This is a genomic window from Corynebacterium incognita (genome assembly GCF_014217255.1).
Classification (GTDB): domain Bacteria; phylum Actinomycetota; class Actinomycetes; order Mycobacteriales; family Mycobacteriaceae; genus Corynebacterium; species Corynebacterium incognitum.
Genome location: NZ_CP059404.1, coordinates 242,225 through 262,778, shown reverse-complemented (window position 1 = coordinate 262,778; position 20,554 = coordinate 242,225). Strand labels below are relative to the sequence as shown.

Here is a 20,554-nt window from a genome sequence, read left to right as displayed (position 1 = left end):
TCACAGTTTAGGACATCCTAGTGACCACCGCAGCCACCGGATCCGCAGCTACACCCGCCGGATCCACAGCCGCCGGTGGGGGCCGCGACGGCGGCGGTCAGCAAACCGCTGCCGGAAAGCACGGTATCCTTCGCGGGAAGCTCGCCGATAGACGTCGGCAGGCACAGATCGAAGGGGAAGGCCCCGTCCATGACAACGTGGTAAAACTCCTGGCCGGTGAGCTCATTGGTCTTCAGCGTGGATTCCATGACACGGCCGGAGAATGTACAACCAGCGTCCGGGATACCGGCGCCGTTGCCGGATTCGATCAGCTCCGCGCCAGGGGAATGGAAGGTAGCCGGGTACTCGTCGCGGGCGGCCTCGTAAGCCTCCGCGGACTTGAAGGATTCCACGTTCAGCCCCAGGATGACCAGCCCGATTTCCTGCCACTGCTGCTCCGGCTCGTCCACGAGCAACGGTCCTTGAGCCAGGTTGGCCGTGGCCTTGGTCATCGTGTTGCCGAAGGGATCGATGATGTCTAGGTGCGCCACTACGTCGTTGACCATGGCCACGTTGGCGAAGCCCTTGGTCACCGAATCGAAGCCGACGAAGGTGGCGAACGGTTCCACAGCCAGGATGTTGAGCTGGGCGCCCGAGGCGTCCGTGTACTGGATGAGCTGGCCGCCGCGCACCTCGCCGGTGACAACGAGGCGGTCGGTGGCAATCGCGGCCTCGACCGCGTCCTGCCACTTGTCAAAGCGCATGCCCAGCGATGCGAGTTCCTGCAGTGGCTGGCCCGTGGAAGTTGGAGTAGTCATGGTGATCATCTTAAACCCGAAAGCAGGTGGAGAAAAACCCTTTTGCAGGCGCGGAGAATTTCGTTGGTTTCTGCCCTGGTATGGAACAATGGAGTGTTAATGAATTCAAACTCCGCTGACCGTAACGATGACCTTCTCGCCCGCGCCTTCAAAGACAACGCCCCGCAGGGCGCGGCCCCGGACGAGGGCGGTCCATTGACACCCACTGTGGGAGAGCTCGACCTTGCGGAGCGTAACGCGTTTCGGCGGGTGAGCAAAGAGACGTCGATACGCTCAGAGGACACCCAAGACGGCTACGAGGTTGAGTACCGAAAGCTGCGCCTGGAGCGCGTCATCCTTGTCGGCGTGTGGACGGAAGGCACCGTCGCCGAGGTCGAAGCCACCATGGACGAGCTCGCCGCGCTGGCCGAGACTGCGGGCGCCGAGGTCGTCGAGATGCTCTACCAAAAGCGCGACAAGCCGGATTCCGGCACCTATATCGGCTCCGGCAAAGTCAAAGAACTCAAGGACATCGTGGCCGCGACGGGCGCGGATACGGTGGTCTGCGACGGCGAGCTCAACCCCGGCCAGCTCGTGGCGTTAGAACGCGCGCTGGATACCAAGGTGATTGACCGCACCATGCTCATTTTGGATATTTTCGCCCAACACGCGAAGTCCAAAGAGGGCAAAGCCCAGGTCTCGCTGGCGCAGATGGAATACCTCTACACCCGCGTACGTGGCTGGGGCGGCAACCTCTCGCGCCAGGCCGGTGGTCGCGCGGGTTCTAACGGCGGCGTGGGCCTTCGTGGTCCGGGTGAGACGAAGATTGAGGCCGATCGTCGCCGCCTGCGTACGGACATGGCCAAACTGCGCAAGGAACTCGCCGGGATGAAGACCGCGCGTGAGATCAAGCGCTCGCGCCGTCAGAACTCCGCGATTCCCAAGATTGCTATCGCTGGGTACACCAATGCGGGCAAGTCCTCGCTCATTAACGCCATGACCGGTGCGGGCGTGCTGGTGGAAGACGCGCTGTTTGCCACCTTGGACCCCACGACTCGCCGCGCGGAGCTGGCTGACGGCCGCCAGGTGGTATTCACCGACACCGTCGGTTTCGTTCGCCACCTGCCCACGCAGCTCGTGGAGGCGTTCAAGTCCACCCTCGAGGAAGTGCTCGGAGCGGACCTCATGTTGCACGTGGTCGACGGTTCGGATCCGTTCCCGATCAAACAGATTGAGGCAGTGAACAAGGTCATCTACGACATCGTTAAGGAGACCGGTGAGGAAGCACCCCCAGAAATCTTGGTGATCAACAAGATAGACAAGGCTGATCCGCTGGTGTTGGCAGAGGTGCGCCACGTGCTCGATCGCGACAACGTGGTGTTTGTTTCGGCACACACGGGGGAGGGAATCCCTGAGCTCACCTCACGCGTGGAGCTGTTCCTCAACTCCCTTGATGCGCACGTCACCATGGATATTCCATACGGTCGCGGGGACGTCGTCGCGCGCCTCCATGAGGAGGGCACCGTGCGCAGTGAGGAATACACGGACACAGGGACGCTTATCGACGTCCGCCTGCCGCAAGCAGTGGCCGATGAGTTACGCGAATTCGTGGTCGGTGCGCAATAATGTGCATTTGTGACTAATTCATTTGGCTGGACCGTCCACGGAGACGGTAAGAAAATCGCCCCAGGCGCGGTGGTCGCACCAGAAGAGCGACTGAGCTGGGGACGCACCATCGGCATTGGTATGCAGCACGTGGTGGCCATGTTCGGTGCCACGCTGTTGGTTCCCACACTGACCGGCTTCCCGGTGAACACCACGTTGTTGTTCTCGGGCGTGGGCACGATGATTTTCCTCCTGCTCACCCGCAACCGGCTGCCGTCCTACCTCGGCTCCTCTTTCGCCTTCATCGCGCCGCTCACTGCGAGCCAATCGCAGGGCATTGGTGTGCAGGCGGGGTCTGTATTGGTGACCGGCCTGGCCTTAGTTCTCATTGGCTTCGCGGTGCAGGCCGCGGGGCGCAAGGTCATCGACGCTGTGATGCCGCCAGCGGTGACCGGCGCGATCGTGGCACTCATCGGTCTGAACCTGGCGCCGACTGCCGCGACGAGCTACCAGTCGCAGCCGCTGGTGGCCACGGTGACGCTGCTGACCATCATTCTGGCAACCGTTGCTGGTCGCGGCATGGTTTCGCGCCTGTCCATCCTCATCGGTGTGGTCGTGGGTTGGGTCTTCGCCGCTGTTACGGGCAACCTTGCAGAGGGCACCAAGGAAGCTATCGACGCCGCGCCGTGGATCGGCCTGCCGCAGTTCCACACCCCGGAGTTCGAGCTGTCTGCGATTGCCATCGCGCTGCCGGTGCTGGTCGTGCTCATCGCGGAAAACGTCGGCCATGTGAAGGCGGTCTCGGAAATGACCGGCCGCGACCTGGACGATGTGGCGGGCACCGCTCTCATTGCTGACGGTGTGGCGACCTCGTTGGCCGGTGGGTTCGGCGGCTCCGGTACTACCACCTACGCGGAGAACATCGGTGTCATGGCCGCCACGCGCGTGTATTCGACCGCCGCCTACTGGGTGGCGGCATTGACGGCGGTGGCTCTGGCGTTCGTCCCGAAGTTTGGAGCGCTCATCTTCACGATTCCCACCGGCGTGCTCGGTGGCGCAACGCTCGTGCTCTACGGCCTCATTGGCATGCTGGGCGTGCGCATCTGGCAGGACAACAAGGTGAACTTCAACAACCCGGTCAACCTGACGGCTGCCGCCATCGCGCTCGTAGCGGGCATCGGCAACCTGACGCTCTCGGTCTTCGGCGTGTCCCTCGAAGGCATCGCCTGGGGTTCTGTGGGCATCATCGTGGCCTACCCGGTGATGAAGTACCTGTACGACACGTTTGGCGAGGGCAAGGGTGCGAAGTACTACCACTGACGCACACCTCTGAGACAAGACCACGTCACATAAAAGACCACCTGATTCGCCGCAGCGAATGGCAGGTGGTCTTGGTGTTTTCTCGCAGGCTAAGCCGAGGAAGCCCAGGGGATAAGGCTTAGGCTTCGTCGAGATTCTTTTCGATGAGTGCAGCGATGGCCTCGACGGCCTCGGCGTTCTCGGAGGTGACCGTAACCTCGTCGCCGTGCTCGGCGCCCAGAGCCATGATCATTAGGGACGACGACGCATCGGTCTCTTCGTCCTCGTCCTCGCCTACGAGGTTCAGGAAGATGTCTTCGTCATACTCAGCCGCGGCGTCAGAAATGATAGAGGCGGGGCGAGCGTGCAGGCCAACGGTGGAACCCACCTTGACAGTTTTGGAAGCCATAGTGTTCACACGGTCCTTTCTTTCGGAATTTCTTGCGCGCCAGTTTACGCGACTTCAGCCGGTTCGGTGACGGGGGCTACCGCGGGTTGTGGCCAGAACTTCTTCAGTGCCAGCACGCACAGCAAAGACACCGCGGTACCAGCGAGCAATGCAAGGATGAAGCCCCACAGGGGGTCGATGGCGAAGAGCACGAAGATGCCGCCATGTGGTGCACGCGAACCAACTCCAAGGCCCATCGACACCGCGCCGGTAACGGCGCCGCCAGCCATCATTGACGGGATCACGCGGAGTGGGTCGGCCGCGGCGAATGGGATGGCGCCCTCAGAAACGAAGGAGAGACCGAGCAGCCACGCGGACTTGCCGTTCTCCCGTTCAGCCGGGGTAAACAGGTTCGCGCGAACCATGGTGGCCAGTGACAATGCAATAGGCGGGACCATACCGGCGGCCATGACGGCGGCCATGATCATCATGGAAGCTTCGTCGCCAGTGGACAGCCCTGCGGTGGCAAACAGGTACGCTGCCTTGTTCACGGGACCGCCAAGGTCGAAGCACATCATGAGGCCCAAGATGATTCCAAGCAGCACAGCGGAGGAACCGCTCATGGAGCTCAGCCAGTTTTGCAGCCCTTCCATGATCCCGGCGAGCGGGCGGCCCAGCAGGAAGAACATCAGCAGACCCACCACGAGCGAGGTGAGCAGTGGGATCACCACCACCGGCATGAGGGAGCGCAGCCAGTTGGGGACCTTCCAGCTACCAATCCAGGCAGCGATGAGGCCCGCGAGAAGGCCGGTAATGAGGCCGCCGATAAAGCCCGCGCCCAGCAGAACGGAGATAGCGCCACCAACGAAGCCCGGTGCGATGCCCGGGCGGTCAGCCAGAGCGTAGGCGATATAGCCAGACAGTGCGGCCACGATAAAGCTCATCGCCTGCTGGCCGATGGCGAACAACACTGCGCCTACGTATAAGAGCAAGCCCGAGCGTTTGAAGGTCATCTCCGCTCCGTCGACCACGATGGTGTTGCCCGGGAGGTTGTTGAGTGAGTACTCAGTGGCGATGGCCTGCCAGCCGTCGGCCATGTCGTAGCCGCCGAACAAGAATCCCAGGGCCAGCAACAGACCGCCGGCTGCGACAAACGGCACCATGTAAGAGACACCGGTCATGATGGCCTGTTGAATCTTCTTGCCCCAGCTCAGCCCGCCCTTGGCGCTGGTGCCACCTGCAGCGGCCGCGGAGGCGGAGGGCTCGTCACCGCTAGCCGCGGCGACCTTGCGAGCGTTGGGATTTGATGCGGCGGCGATGGCCTCGTCGATCATGACGCCGGGTTCGTTGATAGCGCGCTTGACTCCGGACTCGATGACTGGCTTGCCAGCAAAACGGTGCCGGTCGCGGACTCCGACGTCGGTGGCAAAGATGACGGCGTCGGCAGCAGCAATGTCACGAGCCTCAAGGGGAGTGTTCGACGACGACCCTTGGGTTTCGACCAGCAGTTGGACGTCGGAACGGCCCTCGGCGGTCTGGGTCAGGGCGTCGGCGGCCATATAGGTATGCGCGATGCCTGTGGGGCAAGCAGTGATGGCCACGATGCGGACGGGGCCTCCTCCCGAACTCTCCGGGGCGCCGCCTTCCGCGTTCGCGCCCTCGTGGCTGTTTGCAGCCGTTGTAGCCGTTGCGGCTGTTGCGGCGGCAGCGCCAGTGGGGGTGGTGGCGGACTTCTTCTTGGTGGTGGTGAGTACCTCGTTGATGGCGGACACTGCATCCTCGGGTGTGTCAGCGGTACGCAGTTGCTCGAGGAAGTCCTTGCGCACCAAAGCGCGCGCGAGTTTCGACAAAATCTTGAGGTGTTCCTTGCCGCCACCTTCCGGGGCAGCGATGAGGAATACGAGCTTCGCATCACCGTCGGGCCCAGAGAAATCGACGCCGCGAGACAATCGGGCGAACGCGAGGGTAGGAGCCTCTACCGCTGCAGTACGAGCGTGCGGGATGGCTACGCCGCTTGGCACTCCTGTGCCGGCCTTCTCTTCGCGGTCAATTGCGGCTTGAGCGAGCGCGGCGGGATCGTCGGTGCGACCAGCTGTCGCGACTGTGTGGGCCAGATTATTGATGACGTCGGGGATGGTTGCGCCAAAGTCGACGTCAAGGGCTACCAATTCTGGGGTGATGACTGGATGAGTCATGGTAGGTCCCTCCTTCGTGTGTTACGTGGGTTTCCCTGGTGGCCAGGGGTGTTATGAAAAATGCTACATATCGAGTTGTTGGAGAGTGATGCCGTCGTAGACAACTTCGTGTGCTGCGGGGAACGTCGTGCCCGGGAGGGAGGCGGCGGCGGAGCCGTAGCCCACCGCTTGTTGCAGCGCTTCTTGGTGGGGCTCTTCAAAACGTCGCGCCATGATGTATCCCGCTAGCGAAGCATCGCCAGCGCCTACGGTGGATTGCACGGTCACGTCCGGGGTGGAGGCCCACCACGCTGCGTCCGCTGTCACCAACAGCGCGCCGTCTCCTCCTAAAGTGATGAGCAGTTCCTCCACGCCGCGGGCAATGACTTTCCGTGCGGCTTCAGCGAGAGGGGCAAAATCCTTTCGTGACGCCGCTGCCTCCAGCTCTTCTCGGTGTAGTCCGGTCAGCTGCGCGAGTTCTTCGGTATTTGGTTTCATGACGTTGGGGGCTACGTCGTCCAAGTGCTGAGCCACCGCCTGCAACGGGGCGTCGGAAGTATCGAGCGCAATCTTGACTCCCGGTAGTTCTTCCCGCAGCGCCTTCATGATGGTGACGTACCAGTCAGTTGGGACATCGGCAGGAAGGGAACCCGCCAACACCACCCAGGACGCGTCGTGGGCCAACACGCACAGTGTTGCCTCAAGACGAAGCAGTAGCGAATCCTTGAGCGGTGAACCTGGGCCATTGACCTTGGTCGTTTCCCCGGAAGGATCGGTGATGGTGGTGTTGATCCGAATGATGTTGTCCATCGGCACAATTTCGTAAGGAATGCGTGCCTGGTTCATCAAAGCCACAAAGGAATCATCCTGGCGTGCGGGTACAAGCGCGAGTGACGCATTGCCCGCCTTATGGATGGCATGGGTGACATTCACTCCCTTGCCACCTGCGACGCGCTGTACCTCGACGGCGCGATTGACCTCACCCGGCAACAACGGGGAGGGCAGACGCAGTGTGACGTCAACGCTGGGGTTCGGGGTAAAGGTTAAGATCATAGACGTTGCTCACCAAGTCTGTTGTTGGGATTTTTAGCGGGTAAAGTGGTACGAAACCAACGGGCTAGTATGCACCGCGTGCGCCCTACTAGGGTCGGTTTAGTTCACTGAGTTTTAGTCTACGCTGCCGTCGAAGAGATTCTATAAGCGCAGATAACCTCGAGTGTTGTCATATTTGTCACCCAAGTTTTGCAAGGTCAGGACATACAACAATGAGCATTACAGGCACCCAAGAAATCCTCGGAACCGGCGTAGTGGCGGGTTATGCGTTTGCCGACGCCGTGTGGGTACGACCACGCCCTGAACTCCCGCAGGCTGGCGGTGTCATCGCAGAGGAACTCCGTGAGGCGGAGTACGAACGCTTTACTGCCGCGGCCCAGGAGGTCGCGGATCGGCTGAAACGGCGGGCCGCGGGTGCTGAAGGCGATGCCGCTCAGGTGCTGGAGGCGACTGCAAAGATGGCTACAGACCGCGGCTGGCTCAAGCAGGCGAAGAAGAATATCAATTCCGGACACCCTGCGGACTTTGCTGCGGTACGGGCGACGGAAAAGTTTGTCGCCATGTTCGAGGCCGCGGGCGGTCTGATGGCAGAACGCACCACCGACCTCAAGGACGTTCGCGACCGCGTCATTGCTGAGCTCAATGGCACCCCAGAACCCGGCCTGCCACAGGTGGACGGCACCGCGGTGTTGTTGGCGGATGACCTGGCGCCTGCCGATACGGCGACGTTGGACAAGGACCATATCGTGGCCTTGGTCACCGTTTTGGGTGGGCCTACCAGCCATACCGCTATCATCGCCCGCCAGCTAGACATTCCGTGCGTTGTAGCCGCCGGGTTGGAGCTTGAGGAACTGCAGGCAGGCACGCCCCTTTTCGTTGATGGTGCCACGGGGCAGATCGTGGTCGGGGCGGATGAGGCCGCCGCAGAAGCAAAGGTCGCCGAATACCGCGAGACGTCGGCACGCATCGCTCAGTGGCGTGGCCCTGCGCAGACAAAGGATGGGCACCGCGTCCAGTTGCTCGCAAACGTCGCCGATGGCAAGGCCGCGCGTACCGCCGCAGAATCACAGGCTGAGGGCATCGGCCTTTACCGCACAGAAATGTCCTTCCTGTCGGCATCGCAAGAGCCCACAGTGGAGGAGCAGGCCGCGGTATACTCCGAGGTATTTGATGCTTTCCCGGAATCCAAGGTGGTCATTCGCACGCTCGACGCGGGGTCTGACAAGCCGATTAGCTACGCGACCCTGGAGGAAGAAGATAACCCGGCACTCGGCGTGCGCGGACTTCGCATTGCTCGCGACAACGAGGAGCTGCTTGCTCGCCAGCTCGACGCGATCGCGGCCGCTGCACAGAAGCGGGGCGCAGACGCTCAGACATGGGTCATGGCTCCTATGGTGGCTACAGCCCATGAGGCACAGTGGTTCGCGGGCTTGTGTCGCGAGCGCGGACTAACTGCTGGTGCGATGGTGGAAGTGCCCGCCGTGGCGCTGATGGCGGAGAAGATCTTGCCACACCTTGACTTCGTATCTATCGGCACTAATGACCTCACGCAGTACACCATGGCTGCGGACCGGTTGTCCCCGCACCTGGCTTACCTCACTGACCCGTGGCAGCCCGCGGTCCTTCGACTCATCCAGCGGACCTGTGAGGTAGCCCGTGAACACAATGTGCCTGTGGGCGTGTGCGGTGAGGCCGCGGCCGATCCGCAGCTCGCGGCTGTGCTCACCGGACTGGGGGTAAACTCTTTGTCCGCTGCCTCGTCCGCCGTAGCGGCGGCGGGTGCGCAGCTTTCTGAGCTTACACTTGAGCAGTGCCAAGAAGCCGCACGCGTCGCCTGCGACGCTGCTGGCGCCGTGGAAGGCCGAACTGCTGTTCGCGAACTGCTCGCGAACGCTTAATAGCAGCGCGAGAAGCACATCATTTACGGTAAGTGCGGGACAGAATAGGGCCGGGGACCACGTCCCCGGCCTCGTGTCTTTCCCGGGCTAGCGGGGGAGCCGTCGGGCCTCGATGGTGTGAACAGATATTGGATCCGACAAAATCGTGTAGCTGGCCGCTCGGGGATCAGCTACGACGACCTCGATGCCCTTATCGCGCAGCTCCTGCACGAAGGACGTAGGTGCGGTGGAGTCGGTGATGATGACGTCAACATCATCAAGGGACGCGAAATTGACTAGGAAATCATTGCCTAGTTTGGTGGCGTCACATAGCACCACGACTTTGCGGGCGTTGGTCACCATCGTCGTCTTGATAGCTGCCTCTTGGGGATCGGCCGTGGACAGCCCGTTGTCCAAAGTGATGGCGTTGGTACCCAAGAAAGCAACATCTGCCCGCAGTAGTGCCATCGTCCGCAGTGCGATGTCGCCCACAACAGCCTGGGTCAACGCTCGCACGGTACCGCCGAGCAGCTGCACGGTGGTGTCCGGCACGTTGGCCAGGCTCAGGGCGATCGGTAGGGAATTAGAGACCACCGACAAACCAGAGGCCGCGTTGTTGAGCCGGATTAGGCTGGCAAAAGAGTGGACTGTGGAGCCCGCGTCGAGGAAGATGCTGCCGCCAGCCTCCGGAAGGAATGATAGCGCGGCTTCCGCGATGGCGGCCTTGGCCTGCGGTGCGGAGCGGAGGCGGGCGTCCAGGGCTTCCTCGGCTGTGTGGAAATTTTGTGCCGCCACGGCGCCGCCGTGCACGCGGTGCAGCATGCCGGAGTCATCCAACGCAGCGAGGTCGCGACGGATCGTCTCCGGAGTGACGTCGAAGTGCCGGGCCAATTCGGAGACATTGACGCGCCCCTCAACTGCAGTCAACGAAGCAATCTGGCGCCTCCGCTCATCGGCGTACATCAGCAACTCCTTAGGTAATGGGAAACTTCAATATTTATAGTTTCTCAGAAACTTTGCCTGGCGGCACTGGTAACTTCCTTCGGCTACAAAGTTCACACGCGCCGTGTGATGTTCACACGGCGGAAGTGGCCTGCTTCGGCAACATTGTCGCAGCTCACAAGGCGCCCGCTTCCATGAAGTGGGAAGTCGGGCGCCTCACTGGTGGGACGAGTGCTAGCCACACTCGGGGGTGTAGGCCGAAGCTAAAGCTTGCGCATTACCGAAACAACCTTGCCCATGATTTCGGCTTCGTCGCCCTTGATGGGGGCAAAGGCCTCGTTGTGTGGAAGCAGCCATACCCCGGAGGAGTCCTTGTGGAATTCCTTTACGGTAGCTTCGGAGCCCTCCAGCAGGGCGGCCACGAACTCGCCTTCTTCGGCCACCGGTTGGGAGCGCACGATAACCCAGTCGCCGTCAAGGATGCCGGCATCTCGCATCGATTCGCCGACGACCTGCAGCATGAACAGCTCCCCGTCGCCCACAATTTCCGCGGGGAGCGGGTAGTAAGAGTCGACGTTTTCCTCGGCCGTGATGGGGGAGCCCGCGGCAATGCGGCCCACCACCGGAATGAGCGTTGCCGAGCTTGCTTCCTCAGGCATCGCAGCTTCTATTTCTCGCTTGCTCTGCGGTCCGGGCTTGCGGCGTGCGCCCTCGTCTGGATTGAAATCGCGCACATCCACGGCGCGGGGCTTATTGGGATCTCGGCGCAGGAAGCCCTTTTCCTCCAGCTGCTTGAGCTGGTACGCCACTGATGAGGTGGACTGCAGGCCGGCGGCGTCGCCGATCTCGCGGATGCTCGGCGGATAGCCGCGTAACACCACGGCGTCTCGGATGACTTCAAGGATTCGGCGCTGGCGCGCGGACAGTGACTTGACGTCAGGCTTGCCTTCGCGCGGTTGAGTAGGTGGGGTCATTGCATTCTCCAAAGCTTCAGTATTTCAACAATGTTGGTTGCTGGTGTGGCTGGTTGTCGCGTAGGTGAGGTTCGACCAAGCGGATTCGAACACTTAACTACTTTTTAGCATAGTGCGCCTGTTTGTTCGAGTGGGCGCGCGGAAAACTGGACAAATGTTCGAGGGGTTGCTATAAATCGAACGTAGAAACGAAATCGAACATGTGCTCTACAGATTCGAACGATGTGGAATTCTTTGTCTTACACCGACGTTATTATGAGCACACATTCAATGAAAGGACTAACAATGACCATCGCCATCAATCCAGTTCGTAACCGCAACTATGCAGCTTCCAACGCTGCCAACGTAGTGCCAGCTGCAGCAGTCTGGGACTACGAGGAGCCTAGTGTTCCACGCGTGCGGCGTAGCTATCTGGCCGCTTCCATTCGGACGGTCCCGCTGGAACGAGCCACGCCTTTCGAACGGTCGGACGGTGCTGTGAGGGGCCTGCGGCCCACAGATCGGGCGAACGAAGTCGAATCCCGAGGCTCTCGTCGCCAGGACATCGCACTAGGTGCTGTGTTCGGTTTCGCTGTGTTCGTAGGTACGCTCATCGCCGGACAGAGCGTCTCGGATTCACCTGCTCCGCAGTCTCAGGTGAGCCGCGATACTGCCGCCGTAGTTGAGTACTCGTCTTCAGTGCGTTAAACCGTTCGACTAGCCTGGTGGGTCGTTAATGCCCTTCCAGGGCGCGGGCTAGAATAAAGGTCATAATGGACTCCACGAGTTGAGGAAGGCCCTGGATTGTATTGCCCGTTTTGTCACCACCAGCAGTCGCGAGTAATTGACTCCCGCATGGCGGACGGCGGTGCGGCCATTCGGCGCCGACGCGAATGCTCGTCGTGCAAAGGCCGGTTTACCACCGTGGAGAAGGCCGTCTTGTTGGTTGTGAAGCGTAACGGGCTTGCTGAGCCATTTAGCCGGGACAAACTGATCCGAGGCGTACGTCGCGCGTGCCAAGGGCGCGAGGTCAGTGATGACGCGTTGAAGCGTCTTGCCCAAGAGGTCGAGGAGACAGTGCGAAGCCACGGCAGCTCCCAGGTCAATGCGAATGAGATCGGGTTAGCCATTTTGGAGCCGCTGCGCGAGCTCGACGAGGTGGCTTATCTGCGCTTCGCGTCGGTGTACAAGTCCTTCGACAGCGCGGAGGATTTCGAGTCAGAGATTCGTCTCATGCGTCGCCGCGCCCGCGAAGGGGCCTAACGGCCCAGCTTCGCTACGGCCTTGTCGATGCGTCGCAGGGACACCGGGTGTGCTGTGCCCAGCCGTTGTGCGAAGAGGCTGACGCGCAATTCCTCTATCATCCATCTAATGTCTTTGACCTCACGTGACTGCTCCGCCCCGGCGGGCAGTTGGCGCAGGCGGTTGTTGAGGAGCGCGTAGGCTTCGCCCACCATGTCCTGGCGGTCCGCGTCCTTATCCGGGTCGTGGTTCATCTCCTGAAGGCGGATCTCCATCGCCTGCAGATAGCGCGGAAGATGCTTGAGGTGTCGTACACCGTGGACAGTGACAGCGTTCTTAGGCAGCAGGAACTCTAGTTGGCGCTGCATGTCCTCAATGGCTGGCCCTTCCCATGAGGCCAGCTCTTTGTGCAAGTTGGCGTAGGTGACGAGGGCAGGTGCCAAAGTCACCACCGTGTTGCGTACCTGGGTTGGGACTGTGGGCTTGACCTTCGCTTTGAGGAGTTCGAAGTCCTCCGGGCTGCGGGCCGGCCCGCCTGCGCCGACCATCTCATCGCGGATGGCGGCCACCTTGGCATCAGTGACTAACCCGGCAGCCCCGCCGTGCGGATAATGGTCCACCGCGACGCGCTGCTGCAGGGGCAAGCCATTGGTCATCTGTTTTGCGGAGACAGATGTGTCCTTGAGCAGCAAGGTGAGGTTAGCGCTAAACAAAGAGGCGTCAGCGGCCGCCTTGGTCGGGAAGATCCGTTTTGCGATTCCTTGCGGCGTCACTTCGAGGCCGGGATAGGCGGTGATGGCGTGGCCATCCACCTTGGTTGTGACAGTCTCCTCGACGGAGCCAAGCGTGTCCTGCGTCCATTCGGTGGCAGTCGCAGTGGTGGTGGCGCCGCTGGAGCGGCGCACGGCTTTGGACACCGAGGACGAGATCGACCCGGCCTGGCGCGCTCGTAGCTGAGCGATGTCGCGGTCGGCGTCGACGATCTTGCCCTTTTTATTGATAGCCGCGAAATTCATGCGGAGATGGGGAGGCAGTTTTGCCAGATCAAAATCTGAGGCATTGACGCCGCTGCCGCCGAGCGAACGCAGGACGTCAGCAAGCTGCTGCGTGATGGAACCAGAATAGGGAATCAGCTTGGGCAAAGCCGCCTGCGCAAACTGTGGCGCCGGTACCAGGGAACGGCGCAAGTGTTTGGGCAAAGTGCGGATCAGTTCAGTGACCAGTTCTTCGCGCAGACCCGGTACGAGCCAATCCCAGCCTTCCTCATCAAAGCCAGCCAACATCGGCAGTGGGATGAGGACCGTAACACCGTCGTGTGGGTCGCCAGGGGAAAACGCATACTGCAGCTCGTAGCGCATTGAACCGCGAGTCACCGCGTCGGGGAAGGCCTCGCCGGCTTCGGTGGCAGAGGAATCCTCCACCAGGGCGGCGGGGTCGAAGTCGAGGAAGTCTGGTGCGTCGCGGTGTTTTTTCTTCCACCACCGGTCGAAGTTGCGCGAGGTCGTGACGCTGTCAGGCAGTCGCTGGTCGTAGAAGTCAAACAGGGCGTCCTCATCCACGATGACGCCACGGCGCCGGATTTTGTCCTCAATCTCCGCGGCTTCCTCTAGCTTGCGCACGTTGTTGTGGAAGAACTTGTGGTGGGTCGTCCACTCGCCGCCAATCAGGGCGTGGCGGATGAACATGTCACGAGCCAACACGGGATCCACGCGGTGGTAGGGGACCTGGCGGTCTGCCACCACGGTCACCCCGTACAGCGTGGAGCGCTGCGTGGCCATCGCGGCGCCGCGCTTTGTGGACCATACTGGGTCCGAGTAGTTGTGCTTGAGCAGCCCGGCCGCGAGCTTTTCCACCCACGCCGGATCGATCGCGGCAACGTCGCGCGCCCACAGCCGGGAGGTTTCCACGAGCTCCGCGGCCATGACAAATTCCGGCGGCTTCTTCGCCAGCGCGGATCCGGGAAAAATCAGGAACTTGGTGCCGCGCGCTCCGTAGAACTCCTTGGAATTGCCGTCGCGAGCGCCAATGTTGGACAGCAAGCCAGCGAGCAGTGACTGATGGATCGCGTCCGGGGCGCGTGCGGTGACCTCGTCCTTGGCAGTCACCCAACCCAGCTGCTTGGATACGTCTTGCAATTGGCGCACGAGATCAAACCATTCCCGGATGCGCATGTAGTGTAGGAATTCCTTCTTCATGCGCTTGCGGAAGGCGTTGCCGGACAGCTCGTTGCGCGAATCCTGGATGTAGTCCCAGAGGTTGAGGAGGGCGACAAAGTCACTGGCCTTGTCCTTGAAGCGTGCGTGTGCCTGGTCGGCCTGGGCCTGCATGTCCTGGGGGCGCTCGCGCACGTCTTGGATGGTCATGGCCGCCACGATCACCATGACGTCGCCCAGACAGCCGTTACGCGCGCCTTCCACCAGCATGCGCGCCATTCGAGGATCCACGGGGATGCGGGCTAGTTGCTTGCCGACGTCCGTGAGACGCGGCGTCGCAGGTTCCTTGGCGGCGGGCGTGGGGGAGTCCAAGGCACCCAGCTCGCTGAGTAGGGCGAGGCCGTCGCGGATGGACTTGTGGTCCGGGGACTGGATGAAGGGGAACTCTTCAATGGCCCCTAAGCGCAGCGAGATCATTTGCAGGATGACGCTAGCGAGGTTGGTGCGCAGGATTTCCGGGTCGGTGAACTCGGGGCGGGAGGCGAAGTCTTCTTCCGAGTACAAACGAATCGCAATGCCGTCTGCCACACGGCCACAGCGGCCAGAGCGCTGATTCGCGCTGGCCTGAGAGATGGGCTCGATGGGCAGGCGCTGGACCTTTGTGCGCGTGGAATAGCGGGAAATGCGGGCAGTGCCGGTGTCCACCACGTACCGAATACCGGGCACGGTCAGTGATGTCTCGGCGATATTGGTGGCCAACACGATGCGGCGCCCGGAGTGCGGGGAAAACACGCGGTGCTGTTCTTGGTTGGACAGCCGGCCGTACAGTGGGGTGACCTCGACGCCTTTCCACCTGCGGCCCTCGATGGCTTCCTGCGCATCGCGGATATCCCTTTCGCCGGCAAAGAAACACAGGATGTCGCCGGGACCTTCGTTCATGAGTTCCGCGATGGCGTCGCACAGCCCGTCCAACGGGTCCTGATCGACGATCTTTCCCTCGCGTTCGAATTCCAGTGGCCGGTAGCGGATCTCCACGGGGTAGGTGCGCCCAGAGACCTCAATGATGGGCGCGGGTTCGCCAGTTGCTGTGGCGAAGTGTTCTGCGAAGCGTTCCGGGTCAATGGTCGCAGAGGTGATGATGACTTTAAGATCCGGGCGTTGCGGCAGCAGCCGCTTGAGGTAACCCAGCAGGAAGTCAATGTTGAGGGAGCGCTCGTGTGCCTCATCGATGATGATGGTGTCGTAGTTGTTGAGGAAACGGTCGCGCTGCATCTCTGCGAGCAAAATACCGTCGGTCATTAGCTTGACCGCGGTGGTGTCGCTGACCCGGTCGTCGAAGCGGATGGCGTAGCCGACGGTCTCGCCGATTTTCTGGTCGAGTTCATCGGCGATGCGTTCGGCGACGGTGCGCGCCGCGATACGCCGGGGCTGGGTGTGCCCGATGAGTCCGCGCCGTCCTCGGCCCAGCTCCAGACAAATCTTCGGAATCTGGGTGGTTTTACCGGATCCGGTCTCGCCAGCGATGATGACCACTTGGTTTTCCGCGATGGCTGCAGCGATGTCGTCCTTCCGGGCGCTGACTGGGAGCTGTTCCGGGTACTCGATGGTGGGCACCGCGGCGTCGACAAGCGCTACTCGACGCCGCGCCTTGGCGATGTCCCCAGCAATCGCCTGCAATGCCTGCGGCGAGCGCGCCTTCTTGAGTCGTCGCCGGAACAGGCGGGCGTCGACAAGGCTGACGTGCTCAAGTTCCGCGAAGAGTGTGTCGCGGGTCGGGGCGGTGGCGGGGTTGTCAGAAGTCATAGTCAACGTCTGATCCTACTCATCCCTGGCGGGGGAGAGGTGTCTGCCCCGTCCGGGGAAGCAGATGGTGTTGAGATAGTCGCCGCGGGTATTTCCAATGCGCCCAAGGATTTTTGCATCCCGGGAACAAAACACCGGCAGCTGGCATCTTATGTGTGACATTCACATATACAAGAAAGGTAAGTTGACCGCGATGCCCACCCCGCTTCCTCCCCACAATTCGCCCTATGGTTCGCCCTTCCATTCCTCGGATGGCGCGACCCCTGAAGCGATGCCACTGTCCGGCCCGATGTATGGACCCGGGCCGATGAACAACGGGCAGCAGCAGTACCCAGCCGCGGCGTCGGCAGGCGCCCCGCAAGCCGGTGGGCCGGTCAGGGCTGACGGCAACTTCGAATTCGGACGAGCATTCATGTGGGCGCTGCGCACAGTGCTGCGTTCCTGGCAGGTTTTTATCCTGCCCAGTATCGCGTTGTGGTTGCTGCAAATGCTGGTCTTCTTCGGTGCTACAGCTGCGAACTTCAATAGTGCGGCGACAGGGACGTCGGAGGGGGGTGGAGACCTTCGCTGCGGTGAGGTTGCTGCTTCAGATGGTCATCATGGTTGTGGTGTTTCCGCTCATCATCCACTTGTGCGTTCAGCAATTGAATAAGGAACGAGTCACCTGGACGGATGTAAAGGGAATACACTACGGCCCGCTGCTCGTGGGTGCATTGATGGTGCAGCTGCCTTCCCTCATCGTGCAGTTGGCGGCTCACACCAGCGTGGTTCTGGCGATGTTCCTCAACCTCATTCATCTGTTGATTGCTATTGGTATTCTTCCGCGCCTCATGTTTGGCCTATTCCTCATTGCGGAGCGCAGAGTGCCTCCGGTCGATGCGATGAAGCAAGCCTGGACCCTGACCGGCCGCAACCTTGGCGGAGTCTATGGCTATGTCATCCCCGCAGCCTTGAGTGTTGTGGGCATCGGAATTGTAACTCTATCTCTGGGGTTCATCGTCGCGATGCCAGCGATGTACCTGGGTATGTCATTCATCTACCGCCAGCTGATTGGTGGGGAAGCCAACGGCGGCGTGTTAGCCGATAACGGCGGTGTCGCTGGCGGTGCCAACAACTTTGCACCTGGGCCGTACGGCGGCACGTCATACCCCGACTTTGGTAGCACCGGTAAATAAAACCTGCCATAGTAAGAAAGTCGGCTTAGCCGAGACCACCACTTGAAGAAGAAGGTTGACAATGACTTACCCCAATGACCCTTACGGATCGCCTTTTGACGGCAACGGCCGCGACCCACGCAGCGAGCAAGGCGGAGGGCACAACCCATTCGGAACAAATGGTGCCTCGGACGGGCAACAGCCCTATGGCTCCGGCGCAGACAAAGCGGAACAGGGTTTCCCGTACCCCGGTGCCCAGAACCCTCAGCCGCAGCAGCACTCTGGGGATGTTGGAGGCAGTTCCTATGGATCCTATGGTGCGCAGGACCCCGGGTATGGCAATCAGTCCGCTTATGGAGGCGGGCAGCCAGGTTACGGCGCTCCGCAGGGAAGTTACGGGGGTCCGCAACAGCCTTACGGCACCTATGATCCCCACGGCATCGCCGGCGTTGGCCCTGGAGAGCAGTTCGGCGACGTCGTGGCGCCCATGCGCGACTTCGACATCATGAACGCCTTCAAGTGGGGCATCAAGCGCACCCTGAACAACTGGATGTTATGGATTCTGGTTCCTCTACTCTTGGGCATCAGTTTCTTCGCGGTGTTCTTTGGTGTGATGGTGACTTCGCCAGCCATGCAAGCAAGTAGTACCGAGACGTACCAATCGTTTGATGAAGCGATGGCGGAACTCGGGACGCTACTTATCGTCTATGGATTGTTCTTCGTCGCAATGCTATTTCTTGGTCCCATCGCTTATAACGCCATGGTCAAACAGCTCAATCAGGCGAAGATGGGCGTAGGTGACGCAGTACGTGGGGTCCGTTGGCTGAGCATCTTTGGAACGATGATTGGCGTCGTGCTCATCGTTGTCCTCGTGGAGCTTCTCGTTGTCCTTCCCGCGGCTTTTGCCATCGGCTTTGGTGCGGCCGAGGAAAATGCTGCGCTCACGGTGTTGGGAATTGTTCTTTTCATCGCTGTTTATGTGGCGATAGTGTTTGTATCCACCAAGCTGTCCCTCGCGATTTACTTCGCCGCTGAGGGCGGGGCGGGTAACCCAATCTCGGCGTCGTGGAAGGCTACAAAGGGGCACTTCTGGCACCTGTTTGGTTATATGTTGCTGGCTGGCCTGTTGCTCTTCGTCGGAATAATGGTCACTTTGGGACTTGGCGCGGTGGTGTTGTACCCGGCGTACTACCTTGGCCTTGCCTATCTGTATCGCCAGATTCGCGGCGACTACGAAGGACGCAGCATGGGCGCGCCCGCACCGCAGGTGGTGGGCTACTAGCCCGATAAGCCTTGTCTTTATGGCTTAAATCTCCACAGCGAAAGCCGCTGACAACCTCTTAGGGCGTCAGCGGCTCTCGCGTGTGAAGAAGGCGCTACTCAGCGACGACGTCGTGTGCCTTGTTCGCTGCGATGGCGGTGTTGAAGGCCTGGGTGACGAGGTCACCGAGCTTTTCAAAAGCCTCGGAGCGCGAGGCCGAGGAACGGAATACGATACCGATTTCGCGTTCGGCGGTCACGCTCTTGGCGAAGTGGGACACCGCAAGGTTCGGGCGGCCGCAGCCGAGACTGATCGCGGACTCGGGCACGAGCGTGGAGCCGAGCCCGGCGGCCACTAATTGCACGATTGTGGTGAGAGAAGCGGCGCGCGTCACGGAGTTTGTGGACTTCGAAGGATTAACTTGTGCCGCTCGGCACAGGTCGATGATTTGGTCGCGGAGGCAGTGGCCGTCGTCGAGCAACAGCAGGTCCAGATCCTCGAGGTCCTTGAGCTTCACATTGTTGCGATTGGCCAAAGGGTGGTCGGAATGCACCACGACGGAGAAACGCTCCTTGTACAGTGGCCTTTCCACGAGCCCAGGCGCTTCGGAGGGCAAAGCGATGATGGCAAGGTCCAAGCGGCCGTCCCGAAGCTGCTGGATAAGGTGGTGCGTTTGCTCCTCCACGATCAGTGGCTCGAGGTCGGGGTAGGTCTCGTTCACCAAAGTGAGGAACTCAGGGAGGATGTACGGGGCGACCGTGGGGATAATGCCGATGGCCAGCTGGCCGCTGAGTGGGCCGCTGGCGCCGCGGGACTGATTGAGGAAAGAATCCGCGGCGTCGAGTGTCGCTTTGGCGTAGGGGAGGAGCTGCTCACCCGCAGCTGTCACAATGACGCGACGGGTGGAGCGCTCGATGAGTTGAATATTAAGACCTTGTTCTAAGGCGACGAGAGCCTGCGACAGTGATGGCTGGGATATCTGCAGCTTGTTGGCTGCGGTGCCAAAATGTTTGTGCTCCGCAATCGTGACGAAGGTGCGCAGCTGGGCGAGAGTTGGCCGGTAGTCTTTATTGCTCATGCCTATCACTATAGCTTAAATAGATAAGTTTAACTATTGACACCGGCCACGAATGTGGGCATAATGGTCTGTGACGAACGGTTATGCCGTTCTGCCGGTGTGGATATAAATCACATTGGAACGATTGCACTTTCAGTGTACCGAGATTGGGGAGATAATATGCCTATTTTGACCGTTGGTGAGCAGTTTCCAGAGTTCGAACTGACCGCACTCAAGGGTGGCGACCTCCACGAGGTGAACGCCAACCAGCCAGAGGACTACTTTGAGCAGGTTTCCCTGGACAAGTACCAGGGTAAGTGGAAGGTCGTCTTCTTCTACCCGAAGGACTTCACCTTCGTCTGCCCGACCGAGATCGCTGCATTCGGCAAGCTGGATGAGGAATTCCAGGATCGCGACACCCAGATCCTGGGCGGCTCCACCGACAACGAGTTTGCACACTTCAACTGGCGTGCTACTCACCCGGAGCTCAAGGGTGTTCCGTTCCCGATGTTTGCTGATGTTAAGCACGAGCTGATTCGTGCTCTGGGTGTCGAGAACAACGACGGCGTTGCTGACCGTGCCACCTTCATCGTTGACCCAGATGGCGTCATTCAGTTCGTGTCTGTGACCCCGGATGCTGTGGGCCGCAACGTGGATGAGGTGCTGCGTGTCCTGGATGCTCTGCAGTCCGAAGAGGTTTGCGCTTGCAACTGGGAGAAGAACGACCCCACCAAGAACATCAACAAAATGGACGTCGTTCAGGAGTCCCTGAAGTAAACCGCGACAAGGTTTGACTCGATGTGCCCCGTCCGCGCCG

At 60.8% G+C, this 20,554-nt stretch carries 15 protein-coding genes; 7 read left to right on the top strand and 8 right to left on the bottom strand.

Annotation, left to right across the window (positions count from 1 at the left end; all coding sequences use genetic code 11):
* Positions 1-17: 17 nt before the first annotated feature.
* On the bottom strand, positions 18-806 hold the full coding sequence (locus H0194_RS01250; RefSeq protein ID WP_185176091.1) for a hypothetical protein: 789 nt from the start codon (positions 804-806) through the stop codon (positions 18-20).
* 90 nt (positions 807-896) lie between these two features.
* On the opposite strand from H0194_RS01250, the gene hflX reads away from it, so the two are divergent.
* Entirely contained in the window at positions 897-2,402 is a 1,506-nt protein-coding gene (hflX, locus tag H0194_RS01245; protein ID WP_185176090.1) for a GTPase HflX, read from the top strand.
* A 9-nt stretch (positions 2,403-2,411) separates the two neighbouring features.
* A complete protein-coding gene (locus H0194_RS01240) occupies positions 2,412-3,701 on the top strand; it encodes a uracil-xanthine permease family protein (protein ID WP_185176089.1) in 1,290 nt (429 codons plus the stop codon).
* A gap of 118 nt (positions 3,702-3,819) precedes the next feature.
* On the opposite strand, the gene H0194_RS01235 is transcribed toward H0194_RS01240, so the two are convergent.
* The 3 genes from H0194_RS01235 to H0194_RS01225 form a co-directional block, all read right to left on the bottom strand.
* Positions 3,820-4,089, bottom strand: a complete 270-nt coding sequence (locus tag H0194_RS01235; protein ID WP_185176088.1) for an HPr family phosphocarrier protein — start codon at positions 4,087-4,089, stop codon at positions 3,820-3,822.
* Positions 4,090-4,133: 44 nt separating this feature from the next.
* The gene (locus H0194_RS01230) at positions 4,134-6,263 is read right to left on the bottom strand and encodes a PTS fructose transporter subunit IIABC (RefSeq protein ID WP_185176087.1); all 2,130 of its coding nucleotides are present in this window, start codon (positions 6,261-6,263) and stop codon (positions 4,134-4,136) included.
* A 63-nt stretch (positions 6,264-6,326) separates the two neighbouring features.
* Positions 6,327-7,295, bottom strand: a complete 969-nt coding sequence (locus H0194_RS01225) for a 1-phosphofructokinase family hexose kinase (protein WP_185176086.1) — start codon at positions 7,293-7,295, stop codon at positions 6,327-6,329.
* Positions 7,296-7,507: 212 nt separating this feature from the next.
* Between H0194_RS01225 and ptsP the strand changes: the two genes are divergently transcribed.
* Positions 7,508-9,193, top strand: a complete 1,686-nt coding sequence (gene ptsP, locus H0194_RS01220; protein ID WP_185176085.1) for a phosphoenolpyruvate--protein phosphotransferase — start codon at positions 7,508-7,510, stop codon at positions 9,191-9,193.
* An 87-nt stretch (positions 9,194-9,280) separates the two neighbouring features.
* On the opposite strand, the gene H0194_RS01215 is transcribed toward ptsP, so the two are convergent.
* Together H0194_RS01215 and lexA are read right to left on the bottom strand one after the other, a co-directional pair.
* Positions 9,281-10,135, bottom strand: coding sequence for a DeoR/GlpR family DNA-binding transcription regulator (locus tag H0194_RS01215; protein ID WP_185176084.1), 855 nt, complete (start codon positions 10,133-10,135; stop codon positions 9,281-9,283).
* Positions 10,136-10,377: 242 nt separating this feature from the next.
* Positions 10,378-11,088, bottom strand: a complete 711-nt coding sequence (lexA, locus tag H0194_RS01210; protein WP_185176083.1) for a transcriptional repressor LexA — start codon at positions 11,086-11,088, stop codon at positions 10,378-10,380.
* Positions 11,089-11,871: 783 nt separating this feature from the next.
* On the opposite strand from lexA, the gene nrdR reads away from it, so the two are divergent.
* The gene (nrdR, locus tag H0194_RS01205; RefSeq protein WP_185176082.1) at positions 11,872-12,330 is read left to right on the top strand and encodes a transcriptional regulator NrdR; all 459 of its coding nucleotides are present in this window, start codon (positions 11,872-11,874) and stop codon (positions 12,328-12,330) included.
* Here nrdR and hrpA read toward each other — a convergent pair.
* Positions 12,327-16,265 carry an ATP-dependent RNA helicase HrpA gene (gene hrpA / locus H0194_RS01200; RefSeq protein WP_185176081.1) on the bottom strand — a complete coding sequence of 1,313 codons (3,939 nt, stop codon included), beginning with the start codon at positions 16,263-16,265 and terminating at the stop codon, positions 12,327-12,329. The genes nrdR and hrpA overlap by 4 nt on opposite strands.
* 554 nt (positions 16,266-16,819) lie before the next feature.
* On the opposite strand from hrpA, the gene H0194_RS01195 reads away from it, so the two are divergent.
* Both H0194_RS01195 and H0194_RS01190 read left to right on the top strand, forming a co-directional pair.
* Entirely contained in the window at positions 16,820-17,440 is a 621-nt protein-coding gene (locus tag H0194_RS01195) for a hypothetical protein (RefSeq protein WP_185176080.1), read from the top strand.
* Positions 17,441-17,501: 61 nt separating this feature from the next.
* Positions 17,502-18,701 carry a hypothetical protein gene (locus H0194_RS01190; protein ID WP_185176079.1) on the top strand — a complete coding sequence of 400 codons (1,200 nt, stop codon included), beginning with the start codon at positions 17,502-17,504 and terminating at the stop codon, positions 18,699-18,701.
* A 94-nt stretch (positions 18,702-18,795) separates the two neighbouring features.
* Here H0194_RS01190 and H0194_RS01185 read toward each other — a convergent pair whose 3' ends face one another.
* Positions 18,796-19,758 carry a hydrogen peroxide-inducible genes activator gene (locus tag H0194_RS01185; RefSeq protein WP_185176078.1) on the bottom strand — a complete coding sequence of 321 codons (963 nt, stop codon included), beginning with the start codon at positions 19,756-19,758 and terminating at the stop codon, positions 18,796-18,798.
* 159 nt (positions 19,759-19,917) lie between these two features.
* On the opposite strand from H0194_RS01185, the gene H0194_RS01180 reads away from it, so the two are divergent.
* A complete protein-coding gene (locus tag H0194_RS01180) occupies positions 19,918-20,514 on the top strand; it encodes a peroxiredoxin (protein WP_185176077.1) in 597 nt (198 codons plus the stop codon).
* The last annotated feature ends 40 nt before the right edge of the window (positions 20,515-20,554 follow it).